We start from the raw sequence: 18,057 nt of genomic DNA on the forward strand, positions 1-18,057 counted from the left end.
GGGCAAGAATCATGAGCGAACCACAAATCACCATTACCCAGCCGACCACCGCCGCCACGAAAGTGGCCAGCGGTCATGCCGGCCAGCGCAAACCCATCAACCCGGCAATCATCCTCCTGAGCATCGTGTTGCTGGCGGTCGCCTTCACCTATGTCGTCAACTCCGGGACCTTCCAGCGCCAGAACGCACTGGTGGTGCCGGGCTCCTACCAGGTGATGGAGAAGAGCCACTCGCTGACTCAGTTGTTCTCCGTCGAACCGCGCAAAGCTAACGACAGCGTGGCCCGGCCGGTTTCGCTGGTCGAGGGCTTCATGGCAATCCCGCAGGGCATCGAAAAGCGTGCAGCGCTGATTTTCATGGTGCTGTTCATCGGCGGCATGTTCGGTGTGCTGAACAAGGCCGGCGTGATCGACGCCGGGCTCGAGCGCTTGCTTGGAATGACCCGGGGCAACATCTACGTGCTGGTACCGATGCTGATGCTGGTGTTCTCGGCTGGCAGTACCTTCATGGGGTTGGCCAAGGAATTTATCCTGATCGTGCCGCTGATGGTCGCGATGGCGAACCGGCTCGGCCTGTCGAACCTGATCGGGCTGGCGATCGTCTGCATCTCGGTGAAGATCGGTTACCTGGCCTCCATCACCAACCCTGTAGCGCTCTCGGTCGCCCAGCCGATGGTCGGTCTGCCGATCTTTAGTGGTATGAGCATGCGGATCGCTGCCTATGCCTTGTTCCTCAGCGTCGGCATCGCGTTCGTGTTGTGGAGCATCCACAAGCAGGGCTTCGACGCCAGTGCGAAGATCAGCTTCGAACATAAACCGCTGCCGATGCGACATCTGCTGAACCTGCTGGTGTTGGGCAGCGGCATCGCCTTCATGGTCTTTGCCTCCACCCGCTGGAGTTGGAAATACCACGAACTGTCGGCGTTCTGTCTGGCACTGAGCATCGCCTTTGCAGCAATCGCCGGGATGGGCGCGAGTGCCACGGCCAGCGCGTTCGTCGATGGCATGAAGAAGGTGTTAATTGCCGGTGTGCTGATCGGCCTGGCAACTGCGGTTGAAATCATTCTCACCACCGGCCAGGTGCTGGACACCATCGTCAATGGCCTGGCGAGTGTCGTGAGTGATCATGGCCCGGTCATCTCGGCCTATGCCATGTTCTTCTCGCAACTGGGGCTGGATGTATTGATCCCTTCAACGTCCGGCCAGGCTGCGGTGACCATGCCGATTTTCGGCCCTCTCGGCCAGCTCTCCGGTGTCAGTCCGCAAACTACGGTGTATGCGTTCCTGCTGGGCAATGGCCTGACCAATATGATCACCCCGACCTCCAGTGGCCTGCTGGTTTTGCTGGCCACCGCGCAAGTCGGCTGGGGCCAATGGGCGCGCTACATCCTGCCGCTGTTCCTCATCTACATGGCGCTGGCGATGGTGCTCCTGGCCATCGCGGTGACCACCGGTTACTGACTGTGCAACGGCGCTTGCGGGGATGCCCGCAGGCGCCAGCGTCGACAAGGTTCTGATATGAATTCTCTTTCTGAAAACGCCCTCCCGGCCATGCACATCCTGCGCGACCAGCCAGTCCCCATGCGCGATGGCGTACATCTGGCCACCGACATCTATCTGCCGATAAACGCTGCAGGGCCATTGCCGGTGGTCATCGAACGCACACCCTATGACAAGCGCAAACCCTCGCGCTCGGAGAAGCAGCTCGACGGCCAGCACATTTCCCGCGAAGCCATGGCGGCACGGTTTACCGAGCAGGGGTTCGTGGCGATCTTTCAGGATTGTCGCGGGCGCTACGCCTCCGAAGGGGTGTTCACCAAGTACACGGCAGAAGGCGAAGACGGTTTCGACACACTCGCCTGGATCATCAAGCAACCCTGGTGCAACGGAAAAATAGGCAGCATGGGGTTGTCCTATGCGGCCCACACGCAGTTGGCGATGGCCTGCCTGCATCCGCCCGGGCTGAGCAGCATGGTCCTGGACTCGGGTGGTTTTTCCAACGCCTTTCAGTGCGGCATCCGCCAGGGTGGTGCGTTCGAACTCAAGCAGGCCACCTGGGCCTGGCGCCAAGCCAAGGAGAGCCCGGCCGCGCTGGCTGATCCGCTGGTCCGCGAAGCGCTGGAGCAGGAAGATATCCATCAATGGTTCTCGCAGATGCCGTGGCAGCCGGGCCGTTCGCCTATCCGCCATGTGCCGGAATACGAAGCGTATCTGCTCGAACAATGGGCCCAGGGCAGTTTCAGTGATTATTGGCGCAAGCCGGGGATTTATGCCGAGGGTCATTACGCTGAGTTGCCGGATATTCCAGTGCTGTTCATGTCCAGTTGGTATGACGCCTATGTCAGTTCGACGCTCGCCAACTACAGCGCCTTCAAACGCAGCAACAGCGCACCGCAGCACCTGATCATGGGGCCCTGGCTGCACGGCGATCGAAACATCAGTCACAGCGGCGATGTGGAGTTCGGTGAGGCGGCAAACTTCGACGGGCAAGTGGCCGAGGACTGGCTGAGCTGCCGGCTGCAATGGTTCGAGCGCTCGCTCAAAGGCACTTCACAGGTAGCGCCGGAATCGGCGCCGGTGAAGGTATTCCTGATGGGCGGCGGCGCTGGTACTGCTGATGCTAACGGCCGCCTGCAACATGGCGGACGCTGGCTGCACAGTCAGCAATGGCCGCTGCCTGGCAGCGAGGAGATAAGCCTGTATCTGCACCACGACCGACTCTTGAAGCTCGAGCGCCCGAGCGTGCGCGACGCAACACTGAGTTATCGCAGCGATCCTGACAACCCTGTCCCCACCGTCGGCGGCGCGCTCACTTCGGGCGCGCCGGTGTTTGTCGGTGGCGCTTTTGATCAGCGCGAACGGCCGGATTTTTTCGGCACCCGTGGTGATAATCGACCCCTGGCAGAACGGCCGGACGTGCTGAGTTTTCAAACCCTGCCATTGACCGATGACCTGATTGTCGCAGGCCCTCTGCTAATAGAATTGTGGATCGAAAGCGACGCGCTCGACACGGACTTCACCGCCAAACTGGTAGACGTCTATCCGCCAAGCGCCGACTACCCGCAGGGCTACGCGATGAACATCACCGACGGTATTCGCCGCTGCCGTTATCGTGACTCGTGGGAAACCCCGCACCCTCTGACACCGGGGGAACGGGTCAAGGTGGTCATCGAGCCGTTCGCGACTTGCAACCTGTTCAAGCGCGGGCACCGGTTGCGACTGGACATTGCCAGCAGCAACTTCCCGCATTTCGACGTCAACCCTAATAGCGGCGAACCTGAAGGCCAGGCCCGTCACAAGCGGATAGCCACCAACACAGTGCATATGCATGAGGGTTTCGCCTCGCGTCTGGTGCTGTCGGTAATCCCGGCGGGAGTGTAGGGAGAAAAGCGACACAGGGGAGCTGTAAAAAGAGAACACCCATTAGCCCGCCCCGTGCGGGCTTTGCTGCATCCGGGGTTTGAGTCTGATACTCAGGCTATAAGAAAAAATGCTGAGTAAGCATTGAGCCTCGCCAGCGTTCTACCCAAAAGTCCGCGCAAAAGGCACCGCGGCTCTCTCAATCGCCTGCACCACATGCGGCGCACGCTCCCGATGCTGCGGATACCGCCCAAGCACGCCTTCCACCGAAGCAAGTAGCCGCTCGATCCGCTCTCTTGGTCGTTCGACTTCGCAAACTAGCGCAAATTCCAACAGTCCTTGGCGTGAAGCAAACATAGATTTGTTGCCCGCCAAATCCAGCGCCAACACGTCTTCAGGGATATACGCGGTCGTATTGACGATGTCATACGCAGGTGCCAGCCGGGCGTCCCGCTGAGTTGGGTCAGAATAGAGCAAGCCAAAGTTCTTCAAGTGCGCATCACCATTACCGACGATACAGCTCAAAGCGACGATGTCGAACAGCTGCCCAAGGGAAGGTCCTACGTTCGCGGTCGGGCAAAACAAGCGGATTGCCTTCGCGACTGCTGCATAGCTCTTACTGTATTTCTTATCAGCCGACAGCCCCATCAGCGAAGCCATATCCTCGAACCCAATCGGATTGAGCTGCGAATCCCGATCAAATCGGCGCATTACAAATAGCCTGGCGTTATCGGAGAGATAAAACGGTGGAACCGTGATACCTGCGTCTTTGGCGATCGACATGCAAAGAAATTCGTTGATCGCCAGACCTGGGAACTCATCCCTACCACTCTTGATGATCAAGTCGGCAGTTTTTGAAGTCACTCGCGGCAATCCAGCCTCCTGCTTTTCAGGGACCAGCACTTTGGGCTGAACCCCCGAAATACCCGCACGCAGGACATACCGATCCAGCAGGTCAGCAAAAATGTCCGCAGTACCGTCCCATGTCAGGATCTCTTCCAGCTTTTCCCCGGTAAATTTCTGCTCGCCAAGCAATGCATCCAAAGCTTGCGACTGCACTCTGACTCGGCCTATCGGCGAACTGCTGCCCGACAATGCGAGCAGCAACATCGGATCTAGATTTACCGTCTTCGCCAGTCTATTGCGCAAGTACTCAAGGACGAACCCTTCCGGCAAGTTCATCTGGAAAACAGGATGAAGGTCTCGCCGACGAAACTCCTCGGCGCGTACGGGCATCGACAGGCTGATCGCCGCGCCAGGTTGCGCTTGCTCGTCATAGCGGAAGATGAAGTCTGCGGCGCTGGTCAAAATACGGCCGCTGTTACCTTCCGGCGTGCTGACACTGAGTGAGGCCAAGCTCTTCAAAACAGATCCCCCAGTTCATCCAGAGTCGGCATTCGCGCCGGAATCACCGAAAACTCGCAATCCAACGCCCCGAGCACCCGCGCATACGCAATCATGCTCACAGACGACGTCCCCTTCTCGACAGCGATGACTTTCTGCCGCGTCAAACCAGCAAGATTCGCCAGATCCGCCTGAGTGAGCCCACGATTTGTACGTTTTTCGCGTATTTGTTTGCCCAGACGGTCAATGATTAGTGCATAGTCCATGTTCAGTATCCGAGACATTTGTCTTTCAATGTAGCGTATACATAACTTTTACGCCATTTACTCATGTCTATAAATCTGAGGCGAGCCCAGCCCTCCACCGCCCCTTGCCACCACACCCAGCCGATCTATATGATAAGTATTATCATTTGTGATAATTACTCATCCGGCGCCTCCACCTCATGTCCTCACCCCCTCAAACCACCTTCTGCGACGTGGCCATGCTGTACCAACAACAGCACAGCTGGCTGCAGAACTGGCTGCGGCGCCGACTCAATTGTTCGCAGAGCGCCGCGGACCTGGCGCAGGACACGTTCATGCGCCTTCTGGCCAAGGAGCAGGTGCCCGAGCTGCATGCCCCGCGCACGTTCCTGGCGAAGGTGGCGCAGAGTGTTTTATCCAATCACTACCGTCGGCAAAAGCTCGAGCGTGCTTACCTGGAAGCACTGGCGGCGATGCCTGAGTTGACTGCGCCAAGTCTTGAGACACAGGCATTTTTGCTGGAGACCCTGATTGCCCTCGACGCCGCCCTTGAATGCCTGGAGCGACCGGTGCGCGAGGCGTTTCTGTGGTCGCAGGTGGATGGCTTGAGTCACGCCGAAATCGCCCAGCGGCTTGCGGTGTCCATCACCACGGTCAAACGTTACATCGTCAAGGCCGGGGCGCTGTGCATCATGCTCGACGACAGCATGGACCCGCAGTGAGCCCGCCCATCAGCGGCGATATCGCCGAGCAGGCCATGCACTGGCAGCTGGAACTGCAGGAGCCTGGCGCCAGCGCGGAAACCCAGGCGGCCTGCATGCGCTGGCGCCAGGCCCATCCGGTTCACGAGCGCGCCTGGCAACGTGCCGAAGCCCTGGCCCAGCGTATGAGCGAGATGCGCTCGCCGAACCAGCGCCCGCTGGCCCATGCAGCCCTTCGACCCACAATGTCGCGACGTACCGCGCTCAAGCAGCTTGGCCTGGTCTTGGCGGCAGGCGCGGGAGCCTGGAGTATGAGGGACACTGCGCTGCTGCAAGACTTGACTGCGGATTACCACAGCCAGGTCGGCGAACAACAACGTCACGTGCTCGCGGACAATACCCAGGTCGAACTCAACACCGACAGCGCCATCAATGTGGTGTTCGAGCGCGAGGCGCGGCGCATCAAGCTGTTGCGCGGGGAAATGTTGATCACCCGGGACAAGATTGCCGACGGCCGCCCGTTGTCAGTGGCAACCGCTGAAGGACGTATCGACGTGTCCCAGGCGCGCTTCAGCGTCAGGCAGCGTGCGGGGGTGACACAGGTCAGCGTTTATCAAGGCTCGCTGGTGATCAACCCCATGGCCCAGCGCCAACTGGCGATGACGTTGCAGGCAGGAGAGCAACTGAGCTTCAACGAACAGGGGCTGATTACCCGACGCGCCGTTGCGTTGACTGCACCGGCCTGGACCCAGGGCATGCTGGTCGCCCAAGCGCAGCCGCTGCAGGAATTCCTCGCGGAGCTGAGCCGCTACCGTCGCGGGCACCTGGCGTGTGACCCACGCCTGGCCAAAGTTCCAGTATCAGGCACCTTTCCCCTGGCGGACACCGAGCGAGTCATTTTCGCCGTCGCCGAAACGCTGCAGCTCGACGTCCGACAATTCACCCGTTATTGGGTCACCTTGCAGCCCCGACAGGCCTGAGACATTTTTTTTGCGCTTGGGTGGTCTGTTTTCGAATCTCGCGAGACTTAAACCCCAGACACTTATTTTCATTGGGGTATCACTCGTGGATTTCACTGTACGCAACGGCCGGGTCTGGCACTTTTCTCTCAAGCACAAACTGGCCTGCGCCGTGGTTCAGGGCGTCGCCTGCATGGCAGCAACTGCGCCATTACTGATGGCTCCGAGCTGGGCCCAGGCGGCCGAACAGACGCAGCAGGATTTTGATATTCCTGCCGGCCCATTGGCTCCGGCCCTTGCTCGGTTCGGCCAGACCGCACACATCCTGTTGTCGTACTCCTCGCCATTGACCGAAGGCCAGACCACCTCAGGGCTGCACGGTCGCTACGATGTAGATCAAGGCCTGGCCATGTTGCTCGCCGGTTCGGGCCTGGAAGCCAGCCGCAACGCCAGCGGCAACTACTCGCTGGTGGCCAGTTCGGGCGATGCGTTGCAACTGGGTGCGGTGTCGATTTCCGGCAAGGCACCGGGTTCGACCACCGAAGGCACTGGGTTGTACACCACCTACTCGTCCAGCAGTTCGACCCGGCTCAACCTGACCCCGCGGGAAACCCCGCAGTCGCTCACGGTGATGACGCGCCAACGCCTGGACGACCAGAACCTGACAACCCTGACCGATGCGATGGATGCCACACCTGGCATCACTGTCATTCGTGACGGTGTCGGTGCGGAAACAGACACCTACTACTCCCGCGGCTTCGTCATCCAGAACTACGAGATCGACGGCGTCCCCACCAACACGCGTCTGGACAACTACACCCAGAGCATGGCCATGTACGATCGCATCGAGATCATTCGCGGTGCCACCGGTTTGATCAGCGGCATGGGTAACCCCTCGGCGACGATCAACCTGATCCGCAAGCGCCCCACTGCCGAGGCCCAGGCCAGCATCACCGGTGAGGCCGGGACCTGGGATCGCTATGGCAGCGGCTTCGACGTGGCCGGCCCGCTGACCGAAAGCGGCAACGTGCGCGGCCGCCTGGTGGCGGACTACAAGACCCAGGATGCGTGGATCGATCGCTTCAATCTGCAATCGCAACTGCTCTACGGCATCAGCGAATTCGACCTGAGCGAAGACACGTTGCTGACCATGGGCTTCAGCTACCAGCGCACCGACGTCGACTCGCCATTGCGTACGGGCCTGCCATCGCGTTTCAGCACCGGTGAACGCACCGACCTCAAGCGCTCGATCAACGGCGCGCCGGACTGGTCCTATAACGATCACGAACAGACCACTTTCTTCACCTCCATCGAACAGCAATTCGCCAACGGTTGGAGCGGCAAGATCGAGTACACCTACGCTGAGAATAAATTCGACGAAGCCTTCAACTACGTGATGGGCGATCTCAACAAGGACGGCAGCGGCACCACGCAACTCCCGGTGAAGTTCTCCGGCACGCCGCGGCAGGACAACCTCGACCTGTACGTCACCGGCCCGTTTGGATTGTTCGGGCGCGAGCATGAATTGATCGGCGGCATGACCCTGTCGAAATACAAAGAGAACGTTCCGGGCTGGGGCGGCTGGCAATACGACTATGCCTCCTCTGCGGCAGGCGCCATCGACAACCTATATTCCTGGGACGGTAATTCCGCCAAACCGGACTTCGTCGAAAGCGGCAAATCGTCCATCGACGAGACGCAATACGCGGCCTACCTGACTTCACGTTTCAGCGTGACCGATGACCTGAGCCTGATCCTCGGCAGCCGCCTGATCGACTGGAAACGCGATACCTCGGACCGCCCGTATGGCGCGCCGGAAACCGAAGTCAATCGCGAAGAAAATGGCGTGTTCATCCCATACGCCGGGGTGGTCTACGACCTCAGCGATACGTGGTCGGTGTACGCCAGCTACACCAGTATCTTCAGCCCGCAAGCCTCATGGGTGACCAACGAAGACAACAAACCGCTGGACCCGATGGAAGGCAAGGGCTACGAGATCGGCCTCAAGGGCACGCACCTGGATGGCAAGCTGAACTCCAGCGTGGCGCTGTTCAAGCTGGAACAGGACAACCTGGCGATCTGGCAACACGACAACGTTTACTCCGCCGAACAGGACACCACGTCCAAGGGTATCGAGCTGGAACTCAATGGCGAACTGGCTGAAGGTTGGCAGGCGTCGGCGGGTTACGCCTACTCGGTGACGACCGATGCGGACGACAGCCGCATCAGCACGATGATGCCGCGCAACAGCGTCAAGACTTTCACCAGTTATCGCCTGCCGGGCGCCCTGGAGAAGCTCACCGTTGGTGGCGGCGTGAACTGGCAGAGCAAAACCGGCAACGACCTGCACACCTTTACCCAGGGCAGCTACGCGGTCACCAACCTGCTCGCGCGTTATGAAATCAGCCGCAACCTGACGGCTTCGGTGAACTTCAATAACGTATTCGATCGGGCGTACTACAGCTCCCCTGCGCTGTCGGCGAACTACGGCGCGCCGCGCAATGTGATGACCAGTTTCAAGTACGACTTCTGACTGTGATGAGCAGTGCGCATTGCGGATGAATTTTTCTTCACCCCACTGCGCTGCGGCAACCGGTACATTGCCCTCGCTCATTCAAGAAACTACGGTTTGCCCGCCCTCCCGCGGGCTTTTTTTTGTCTGCGAAAAGATCCAGCAAAAGGTTTGCAGCAGGGCTTGCCAGAGATGGCGGACGTGGCATCGCCATCGCCGGCAAGCCGGACTCCTACGGATTTGTGTCGGACCCAAATTCCGCATAAACCCCGATCGTTTTTGCGTCGACTCAAAATCCCGTTTATACCCCGCTCTCTGTAGGAGCTGCCGAGTGAAACGAGGCTGCGATCTTTTGATCTTCAGTTAACAGGCCAGCTGCCGATACCCACCTGCTACCCATTTTTCGCTGGCTCTCAAAAACAACAATCTTCCAGCCTAACGACGATCAAGAAACACAACGTTCCTGGAGGAATTGTGATGAATAGCTGGTTTGGCAACATCAGCGTGAACCTGAAACTGGGCTTGGGATTCGGCCTGGTCCTGGCACTGACCTGCGTCCTCGCCCTGACCGGCTGGACGAGCCTGGGTGGGCTGATTGACCGCAGCAATTGGATGAGCGACATCACCCAGCTCAACGCTGGCCTGACCAAGCTGCGAGTGGTGCGCCTGCAGTACATGCTAACCAACGGCGACGAAGCCGCCGCACAGAATGTGCAAACCACCCTTGATGCATTCTCCGCCCAGCAACAAGCGCTGCTGGCGAAATTTAAAAGCCCGGACAACCTCAAGCTGCTTCGCGAGCAAGGTGCTCAAATCGACGCCTATAAGGCATCCCTGAACAAGATGCGCAGCGCCTACCGCTCCGGCAATAGCGCCCGCGACGCCATGGGCGCCAACGCCGAAAACGCCAATTCGCTGATCAACTCGATCAACGCCCGCGTGCAGCAAATGCCGCTCAGCGATCAGCGCTTTGAGCAGTTCCAGGCCATTACCGCGGCCAAGGAAGCCTTCCTGCTGGCTCGCTACGAAGTACGTGGCTACACCGCCACCACCAATGCCGAGACGGAGCAAAAAGCTGTCGGCCAACTGGACGCAGCGATTGCCAGTTTGAATACGCTTAACGTGCACTTTGCCGACACTCAGCTCGACGCATTGCGTCAGCTGGAAACTGCGCTGGGCAACTATCGCAGCGCTTTGCAGGCTTACAAGAACGCCAGCAATGAAGCAGTTCAGGCGCGCAAGGAAATGACCGATCAAGGCGCGGCCATTGTCTCCCTGAGCGATCAGCTGTACCAGATTCAGCTCGACCGCCGCGACGTCGAAAGCGCTCAAGCGCGCACCCTGCAAATGATCAGCACCTTGCTGGCGTTGCTGGTGGGCATCATTGCCGCCGTGCTCATCACCCGCCAGATCACCGGCCCGCTACGTGAAACCCTGGCCGTGGTCGAGCGCATCGCCGGTGGCGACCTGTCCCAGGACATCAAGGTTACTCGCCGCGATGAACTGGGCGTGTTGCAACAGGGCATCGCGCGCATGGGCGTGACCCTGCGTGACCTGATCAGCGGCATCCGCGACGGCGTCGCCCAGATCGCCAGCGCCGCTGAGGAGCTGTCCGCCGTGACCGAGCAAACCAGCGCAGGCGTCAACAGCCAGAAGGTTGAGACCGATCAGGTGGCCACCGCCATGCACGAGATGACCGCGACCGTGCAGGAAGTCGCGCGCAACGCCGAGCAGGCCTCGCAAGCCGCCGCCGCAGCTGACGGCGAAGCCCGCGCAGGTGACAAGGTGGTGAACGAAGCCATTGCGCAGATCGAACGCCTGGCCAGCGAAGTGGCGCGCTCCACCGAAGCCATGAGTGTGCTGCAACAGGAAAGCGACAAGATCGGCAGCGTCATGGATGTGATCAAGGCCGTCGCCGAGCAGACCAACCTGCTCGCCCTCAACGCCGCCATTGAAGCCGCTCGCGCCGGTGAAGCCGGTCGCGGCTTTGCCGTGGTCGCCGATGAAGTCCGCGGGCTGGCCCAGCGCACGCAGAAATCCACCGAGGAAATCGAAGGCCTGGTGGCCGGTCTGCAGAACGGCACCCAGCAGGTTTCAACGGTGATGAACAACAGCCGCACGCTGACCGACAGCAGCGTCGCACTGACCCGCAAGGCTGGCCTGTCCCTGGAAAACATCACCCGTACGGTGTCGAACATCCAGTCAATGAACCAGCAGATCGCCGCCGCTGCCGAACAGCAAAGCGCCGTAGCCGAGGAGATCAGCCGCAGCATCATCAACGTACGCGACGTGTCGGAACAGACCGCTGCGGCGAGCGACGAGACGGCCAAGTCGAGTGTTGAGCTGGCGCGGCTGGGTGGTCAGTTGCAGATGATGGTGAGCCACTTCCGCGTTTGATCAAGCAGTTGCGGTGACTGCAAGACAGTCACCGCGTCCCCCGCTGGCGCAGCGCTGATGGCATGAAATACGCGTCTTCGGGCACTGGCTGGGAGAAGTCCACGGTCTGTGGTTCTTCGTTGTCCAGGTTCTGCACGTAGTAACGGCGCGCCTGCAGGTCGTGGAACACGTCCAGCGCACTCCAGGTGGTGGGCAGGTCGTAGAAGTTCTTCAGGTAGCCCATCGATACCCGCCACAACTCCCCGCGCCCGTCGTACTGATCCACCAGCGCGGCGCCCCAGCTGTCTTCATCAAGGAACAGCACTCGCTTGGAATAGATGTGGCGCGAGCCAGGTTTGAGCGTGCCTTCCACTACCCACACCCGGTGCAGTTCGTAACGGGTGTACTGCGGGTTGAGGTGGCCGGGGGTAAGCAGGTCGGCGTACTTAACCTGCGGGCTGCCGACTTTGTAACTGTTGTAGGGAATGTAGATCTCCTGCTTGCCCTTGAGCTTCCAGTCGTAGCGGTCCGGCGAGCCGTTGAACAGGTCCGTGTCGTCCGCAGTGCGCAGGCCGTCGGACGAGGCGATCGGCGTGTCGTAAGCCAGGTTGGGAGCCCGGCGCACACGGCGCTGGCCGGCGTCGTAGATCCAGGCCTGACGCGGGTCCTTGAGCTGGTCCAGGGTCTCGTGGATCAGTGCCGCTCCACCCGCCAGCCTGGCCGGGCTTTTTACGAAGGCCAGGTAGTAGAACAGGATGTTTTTCAGGTCGGCGAACTGCCCGCCCGGGCGGTAGTAGTTGAACAGGCCTTCCTGCTGCGAAGTCACCAGCGCGAAGCTGCCGTTACGCTGCACTGGCGCTTCGGAGGCGCGCCGTACTACGTAGATGCCGCGATAGCGGGTGATGTGGTTCCACAACGCCTCGACGCCATCCTTGGGCACCGGAAACGGCACGCCACCGTAGGCATCGGTAAAACCGCTGCCGCCATCGAGCAGCTTCGCGCTGGTGGCGTTCTTGAAGGTGTTTTCGTACAGCCATTGCGGCGCCGAGCCCGAGCGGCGACTGGTGTACACCGGCATCTGGAAGGTGTCCGGATAGCTGTTGAACAGCGCGATCTGACCGGCGCTGAGGTGCGCCTTGTACTGTTCAAGGTTGGCCTTGGTGATGGTGAACAGCGGCTTGTCCGATGCGTACGGGTCGGGGTGATGCTGACCGGGTTTGTAGCCCGCCGGCGGCTGGGTGATTCCGCCATCCCAGGCAGGGATGGTCCCGGCCGAGTTACCGGCACGCTCCGCACCGAGAGGGGTCAGGGTAGATTTGAGCTGCTGCGCTTCCTGGGGTGTGATGGCCGCAAGGGCGTTGCCGGCGGCCAGGCTTAGTACCACTGCCAGCGTGGTCTTGATCAGTCTTGATGCATCAAACATGGACATTCTCCAAAATAGAAATCCTTTGCTCCCACCGAGGCTCGCGCCCACCATTGAGTGCGCTTACTTGAACCAGGCAATCACAAGAAGTACTTGAGGTTGAAGCCGACGTTGTCGCGGTCGCGAATGCCGTTGTTCTGGCCGCCGCCGTAGAACTCGGTGTACTGCAGCTCGGCCTCGAGCCGGTTCTGGTAGTTGGCCTTGATCCCCAGGGTGTAGGCCTTGCGTCCTTCAATGGTGTTGCCGGCCTGGTAGCTGTTGCCCTTGAAATCGTCCTTGTAGACGACATAGGGCGAGACGTTGACCCCGGCATACACATCGTTCCAGGTGCCGTTGAACATCGCGGTGTAGCTGTAGGAGTTGCGGTTGACCTGGTCGCCTCGATCGCCGCCGGACACGTAGGAATAATTGCCGGTGCCCGCGTAGTAACGGGTGCTGCCGTCATACGCGGTGTATTGCAGGTTGCTGCCACGCAAGTGCTCGGACGCCAGTTCGAACACGCCGAACATCGAGTCGAACGACAGGCTCGGGCCGAAGTTGTAGATCGTTCCCAGGGAGGTGTTGAACGCTTCGACCCGCTCGCCGTTGTTGATCTGGCTGTCGAGCTGGACCATCTGCCCGCCAATGTTGATCGTCTGCCCGGCTGCCGCCGCTGCCGCGCCGTTGGCCAGGTCGCCGATCAGGTCGTTGGTCGCGGCGACCCCGATGGGCAGGTTCGGTCGATAGGCCACTTCACCGAAAACCGACGCCTGGCCCAGGGTGGTGTTGAAGCTGAAGCCATACATGCGAATGTCTTCGGCATAGCGCCGATGCGCCTGGATGTTACCCAGCACGTCGGCGGTCGCCAGGCCGTTGGCCAGTTGCCCGGCCTGACTGCCGGCGACCCCTGCGAGCAGATTGGTCAGGGCGTCCATGTCGATGCCCTGGTAACCACCGAGGTTGGCGGAGATGGTCGGCTCCTTGGCGTGGTAGTTGACCATGTACAGACCGAACTCGGTGCTGTTGAGCTGCTCGGCGATGTAGCGAAAGGCGAAGCCGAACTGCCCGTCGTTGCGGGCGTTGTAGTCCTTGCCGACCGACGCCACCTTGAGGGTATTGCCAAACGCCGGGGTCACGCCGTTGGCGTACAGGCCAGTGGTGCCCAGGGCCTGGTTGAGCAGCGGGTTGTTGCCCAGCGCGGTGTACAGGTCGATCACGTTGCCAAAACCTGGCACCGGAGTATCCAGTGCGGTGCCGGTGAAATTGTTGTAGGCGGTGTTGCCGCCATCGGCGAACAGGTCGGTCTGGGAATAGAAGGTACCGACCGGATCGATGCGGGTTTCTTTCCAGTTGGTCTGGTAGAAACTCTCCATGGTCAGGGTGTCGGTCAAGCCGATGTTGAAGCTGATGGCCTCTACCGGGATCAGCACTTCCTTGACCTCGGCGCCGGGCAGGCGATACTTGGCGGCGTCCACCGGATTGGTGGTGTTGATCCCGCCCCGATAGAAAATGCCCTCGCCCCAGTTGAACACCTGGCGCCCCAGCCGCCCGGTCACCGGCATCGAGGCCACGTCCCAATTGCCGTACACGTAGGCGTCGAGCATCTCCACCCGGTTGCCAGCAATATCGCGGGTCTGGTCGGTGAAGTGGTCGTCCTGGGGATAACTCTGGCTCGGCTGCGATGGACTGTTGTTGCGATAGTAATCGTTGCGCTTGTCCATCAACTGGGTGTCATAGAACGCGGTGCCGCGCATGAACAACCCGTAGTTCTGATAATTGGCCTCAAGCTCCGAAGTGATCTTGTACACCTCGGAAACCAGCCCGGTATCGAAGTTGCGGTTGCCGTCGTTGGTGTTGACGTCGTCGTTGCTCTTGTCCCGTCCCTGGACCCGCCACATACGACCATAGGACAGGGTACTGTCGAACGAGCCGGTGACCTGTTGGTCGAGCACACTGAATTCCACCGCCTGCACCGAGCCCACTGTGCACAACTGCAGCAGCCCCGCTACGCCTGCGCCGGTGATGCCCGCGCCAGACAGTTGTAAGCGCATCCTCATGGTCAGATTCTCCTTCCCTGATTTTGTTGTTTTGGGTGCGGGCAACTTGGCCGCGATGGTTAAGGTGGCGATGGTTAAGGCGTCAGTCCCGCCCTGACATAAATCCGGCTGTGGGCACCGAAATGCCCCAGCAACTGCAACAGCTGCCGGTTGAGTTGCGGGTGGTCGTAGTTCTCGCGCCAGACCTGATTACTGGTGCTGAAATCACTGGTCTGCGGGGTCGTCGCCAGCCACTGTTCGATGGCTTCATCAAAGGCTGCGGACTCGGCAACGGACTGGGCACTGACCACTTCACGCAGATAGTCCACCGAGTACGGCGGGTAGCTGGCGTCTTCGCTGAGGTCGGAATAAGCCTGGATCATCGGGTGTGGCTGTCCGGCTTTGAGCAACCGACGCAGCCAGGCGGATTGATACTTCTCCACCTCCATGTGCCGGGTTGCGACGCGCTGGATGGCGGTGTGTTTTTCACTGTCGAAACCCGCCAGTGCCTTGCCTTCCATCAGCAGCAAGCTGGCCAGCCCGGCGCCGGGCAGCGGCTTGGCGTGATAGGGCTGGGTCAGGTCCTGAATGTGGTGCAGGCCCCATCCCAGGAAGCGATAACCCCAATACGGATGCCCCGTCGCGAAGGCCAGGCGAGCCAAGCCCAGGTATTGATAGGCGCGCCAGTCCGGCCAGCTGCGCTGCAAGAAACCGGCAGCGGCGTACACCACCGGGCTCTCATGGAAGAAGCCCATGTGGAAGGGGGCCTGGGAGCTGTATTGGAAGCGCGAGTCGCCGAAAGGCTGCGGGCCGAAACCGTACAGCCCGCCGACCTCGCCCGGGTTGTCGCTGAACAGATTGATGTCGTGGCCATAATCCGGTTCGTCGGCGGCGCTGGCCAGCACCGCCAGGGGCGGCAGCTGTTCTGCGGGCTTCACGAGGATGAAGCGCTGGCGATTCCAGGGCGAGAGGGTTTGTTCAACCATCACCTGGTCAGCCTTCAGGTACTCGCGACCGGGCAGGTCGCGTCCCGGCAGCGGCTGGATGACCATCGCCAGCTGAATCCGCGGGTTGATGCGCAACGCGTGGAGGAAAGCCTTTTGCAGATTGTCCCCGGGCTCGGCTGGCAGCTTCAGGCTGTCGGGACGTGGCGGGTATTGGGCGAAGTGCTGCCGGGCGAACTGCTCCTGTTCATCGAGCAATTGCGCCACTGCGTGATATTGCTCGGCGAGGAATTGCTCCAGGGGTTCGACTGCCACCAGAGGCGCGTCGCGCAGGGCTGGCAACTCCTGCAACGCCAGGTAGCTGCCCACTGTGTGATTGGACCAGCCCCAGGCTGATGGGGCTGTAACACAGAGCACCAGCAGGAGAATTGGCAGCTTCATTGCTCGGGTTTCTTATTGGCTGAACAGTGAGGGGGAGCCTAACAACCGCACTGGGACGTGACACTGTCCGATCTAGCCAAAAAAGTTCTCCGATAGCGCCACAGGTGCTCAACCCATCAAGCCGGATAACCGGTGATCTCGCGGATACTTTGGTACAGAGGTTTCAACTGGCGATACATGCGCAGGTACACCTCGTTGTATAGGCGCTCGTAGGTCTGATGCGCCTCGGCCTGTGGCATGAACACCGCGCCGACCCGGGTCATCGCCGCCGTCGCCGTGGCAAAGTCCGCATGCAGTCCAAGCCCTACGGCGCAGCAGATGGCAGCCCCCAGCCCGGACGCTTCATACACATGCGGACGCTCGGCGGGCAGGCCGAAAATGTCCGCCGTCAGCTGCATCGCCGCATCGCTCTGGGAGCCACCACCGGCGATGCGCAAGCGCTTGATGGAGACTTTCGAGCGCTTCTCGATACTCTCCATGCCCTGGCGCAAGGCGTACGCCAGGCCTTCAAGGATCGCCCGATAGATATGCGCGCGAGTATGCACATCGCCGAAGCCGATCATCGCGCCTTTGGCTTCGACTCCCGGCTCGCGGATACCAGGCGACCAGTACGGTTGCAGCATCAGTCCCATGGACCCGGCGGGTACGGCGTTGACCAGCGCATCGAACAATTGCTCCGGCTCTACTCCCTGCTCCCTGGCCTGCTGCATTTCCCGCAGGCCGAACTCGTTCTTGAACCAGCTGACCATCCAGTAACCGCGGTAGATCATCACTTCGCAGTTGTAGTGATCCGGCACGGCTGCCGGATACGGCGGGATCAGCGGGACAATTTCCAGGTAGCGCGAACGGGTGCTGGTGATGGTCGCCGTGGTGCCATAGGACAGGCATACCGTGCCTGAATCGACCACGCCGGCGCCCACTACTTCGCAGGCCTTGTCGGCACCGGCGGCTATCAACGGCAGGCCTTCGGGAATGCCGGTGTGACGGCTGGCGCTGGCGCTGATATAGCCCAGGGTTTCGCCGGGTTTAAGCAGGCTTGGCAGTTGCTCGGGGCGCACGGCCAGGGCCTGCCATTTCCAGTCGGAGGGAGCGGCCCAGCGCAGGCGCTTGAAGTCGAACGGCAGATAACCGACGCAGCCGCCGATGGAATCGACAAAGCGTCCGCACAGGCGATGGGTGAGGAATCCCGAGAGCAGTAAAAACTTGTCGGTCGCCGCCCACACTTCGGGCTGGTGGCGGGCGATCCAGTTAGCCTCGGCCTGGGCGCGAAAATAATCCACGGTGGCCTGGGCGCCGACTAATTTGAACAACCATCCCCAAGGCCCCTTGATACCGCCTTCGACTTCCGTCTGGCGCTGATCGAGCCACAGGATGGCCGGGCGCAGCGGTTTGCCCTCGGCGTCGACGTTGATCAAGGTACCGCGCTGGGTGGTCAGGGAGACGCCGGCAATCTGTGCTCGATCGATACCGGTCTGCGTCCACAGCAGCTGGCAGGCTTCACCCAGTTTCGCCCAGTAATAATCCGGATCCTGTTCGGCCCAACCGGGCTGGGTCGAGTAGTAGGCTTGCAGTTCGACCTTGCCCTTGCCCAGCAGATTGCCTTGAAGATCGAACAGCAGCGCCCGCACGCTTTGGGTTCCATTGTCGATGGCCAGCAGGTAACGCTTGTTCGGGTGGTTGTCCATGGAGCTCTCTTCAATGGGCATGTGGACCTGCGTATCGGTGAAATTGCGCAAAT

Annotated in this window: 12 protein-coding genes and 1 pseudogene; 7 read left to right on the top strand and 6 right to left on the bottom strand. The window is 60.6% G+C overall.

Annotated features, from left to right (window positions below):
* Positions 1-11 precede the first annotated feature (11 nt).
* The gene (locus tag ORL50_RS13025) at positions 12-1,460 is read left to right on the top strand and encodes a YfcC family protein (RefSeq protein WP_266015289.1); all 1,449 of its coding nucleotides are present in this window, start codon (positions 12-14) and stop codon (positions 1,458-1,460) included.
* Positions 1,461-1,550: 90 nt separating this feature from the next.
* Positions 1,551-3,380 (top strand): CocE/NonD family hydrolase, encoded by a 1,830-nt coding sequence (locus tag ORL50_RS13030; protein WP_266015403.1) that lies wholly within the window; start codon positions 1,551-1,553, stop codon positions 3,378-3,380.
* A gap of 141 nt (positions 3,381-3,521) precedes the next feature.
* Here ORL50_RS13030 and ORL50_RS13035 read toward each other — a convergent pair whose 3' ends face one another.
* Together ORL50_RS13035 and ORL50_RS13040 are read right to left on the bottom strand one after the other, a co-directional pair.
* Positions 3,522-4,715, bottom strand: a complete 1,194-nt coding sequence (locus tag ORL50_RS13035; protein ID WP_416236022.1) for a type II toxin-antitoxin system HipA family toxin — start codon at positions 4,713-4,715, stop codon at positions 3,522-3,524.
* Positions 4,716-4,720: 5 nt separating this feature from the next.
* Positions 4,721-4,969 carry a helix-turn-helix transcriptional regulator gene (locus ORL50_RS13040; protein WP_266015295.1) on the bottom strand — a complete coding sequence of 83 codons (249 nt, stop codon included), beginning with the start codon at positions 4,967-4,969 and terminating at the stop codon, positions 4,721-4,723.
* A gap of 179 nt (positions 4,970-5,148) precedes the next feature.
* Here ORL50_RS13040 and ORL50_RS13045 point away from each other — a divergent pair, with 179 nt between their 5' ends.
* The 5 genes and pseudogenes from ORL50_RS13045 (at position 5,149) to ORL50_RS29100 (ending at position 11,517) form a co-directional block, all read left to right on the top strand.
* Positions 5,149-5,670: a sigma-70 family RNA polymerase sigma factor gene (locus ORL50_RS13045; protein WP_266015298.1), complete on the top strand. Its 522-nt coding sequence runs from the start codon at positions 5,149-5,151 to the stop codon at positions 5,668-5,670.
* Positions 5,667-6,629, top strand: coding sequence for a FecR domain-containing protein (locus tag ORL50_RS13050; RefSeq protein WP_266015303.1), 963 nt, complete (start codon positions 5,667-5,669; stop codon positions 6,627-6,629). Before ORL50_RS13045 ends, ORL50_RS13050 begins: the two co-directional genes overlap by 4 nt.
* A 172-nt stretch (positions 6,630-6,801) precedes the next feature.
* Positions 6,802-9,141, top strand: coding sequence for a TonB-dependent siderophore receptor (locus tag ORL50_RS13055; protein WP_266015406.1), 2,340 nt, complete (start codon positions 6,802-6,804; stop codon positions 9,139-9,141).
* Between the two features lie 591 nt (positions 9,142-9,732).
* Positions 9,733-10,611 (top strand): annotated as a pseudogene (locus ORL50_RS29095) (methyl-accepting chemotaxis protein); the annotation flags it as partial.
* Positions 10,612-10,812: 201 nt separating this feature from the next.
* Positions 10,813-11,517: a methyl-accepting chemotaxis protein gene (locus tag ORL50_RS29100; RefSeq protein ID WP_416236023.1), complete on the top strand. Its 705-nt coding sequence runs from the start codon at positions 10,813-10,815 to the stop codon at positions 11,515-11,517.
* 28 nt (positions 11,518-11,545) lie between these two features.
* Here ORL50_RS29100 and ORL50_RS13065 read toward each other — a convergent pair whose 3' ends face one another.
* From ORL50_RS13065 to ORL50_RS13080, 4 genes are all read right to left on the bottom strand, one after another.
* Complete coding sequence (locus ORL50_RS13065) at positions 11,546-12,919, bottom strand: DUF1329 domain-containing protein (RefSeq protein WP_266015309.1); 1,374 nt, start codon at positions 12,917-12,919, stop codon at positions 11,546-11,548.
* Between the two features lie 80 nt (positions 12,920-12,999).
* Positions 13,000-14,955 (bottom strand): DUF1302 domain-containing protein, encoded by a 1,956-nt coding sequence (locus tag ORL50_RS13070; protein ID WP_266015312.1) that lies wholly within the window; start codon positions 14,953-14,955, stop codon positions 13,000-13,002.
* Between the two features lie 74 nt (positions 14,956-15,029).
* Positions 15,030-16,319, bottom strand: coding sequence for a phospholipase C/P1 nuclease family protein (locus tag ORL50_RS13075; protein WP_266015315.1), 1,290 nt, complete (start codon positions 16,317-16,319; stop codon positions 15,030-15,032).
* A gap of 116 nt (positions 16,320-16,435) precedes the next feature.
* Positions 16,436-18,004, bottom strand: coding sequence for an FGGY-family carbohydrate kinase (locus ORL50_RS13080; RefSeq protein ID WP_266015319.1), 1,569 nt, complete (start codon positions 18,002-18,004; stop codon positions 16,436-16,438).
* Between the last annotated feature and the right edge of the window lie 53 nt (positions 18,005-18,057).

It is taken from the genome of Pseudomonas sp. RIT-562 (assembly GCF_026241895.1).
Classification (GTDB): Bacteria; Pseudomonadota; Gammaproteobacteria; order Pseudomonadales; family Pseudomonadaceae; genus Aquipseudomonas; species Aquipseudomonas mandelii_F.

Coding starts and splice junctions, on each gene's coding strand:
- ORL50_RS13025 (WP_266015289.1), top strand. CDS start 12: ATGAGCGAACCACAAATCACCATTACCCAGCCGACCACCGCCGCCACG.
- ORL50_RS13030 (WP_266015403.1), top strand. CDS start 1,551: ATGCACATCCTGCGCGACCAGCCAGTCCCCATGCGCGATGGCGTACAT.
- ORL50_RS13040 (WP_266015295.1), bottom strand. CDS start 4,969: ATGGACTATGCACTAATCATTGACCGTCTGGGCAAACAAATACGCGAA.
- ORL50_RS13045 (WP_266015298.1), top strand. CDS start 5,149: ATGTCCTCACCCCCTCAAACCACCTTCTGCGACGTGGCCATGCTGTAC.
- ORL50_RS13055 (WP_266015406.1), top strand. CDS start 6,802: ATGGCAGCAACTGCGCCATTACTGATGGCTCCGAGCTGGGCCCAGGCG.
- ORL50_RS29100 (WP_416236023.1), top strand. CDS start 10,813: ATGACCGCGACCGTGCAGGAAGTCGCGCGCAACGCCGAGCAGGCCTCG.
- ORL50_RS13065 (WP_266015309.1), bottom strand. CDS start 12,919: ATGTTTGATGCATCAAGACTGATCAAGACCACGCTGGCAGTGGTACTA.
- ORL50_RS13070 (WP_266015312.1), bottom strand. CDS start 14,955: ATGAGGATGCGCTTACAACTGTCTGGCGCGGGCATCACCGGCGCAGGC.
- ORL50_RS13075 (WP_266015315.1), bottom strand. CDS start 16,319: ATGAAGCTGCCAATTCTCCTGCTGGTGCTCTGTGTTACAGCCCCATCA.
- ORL50_RS13080 (WP_266015319.1), bottom strand. CDS start 18,004: ATGGACAACCACCCGAACAAGCGTTACCTGCTGGCCATCGACAATGGA.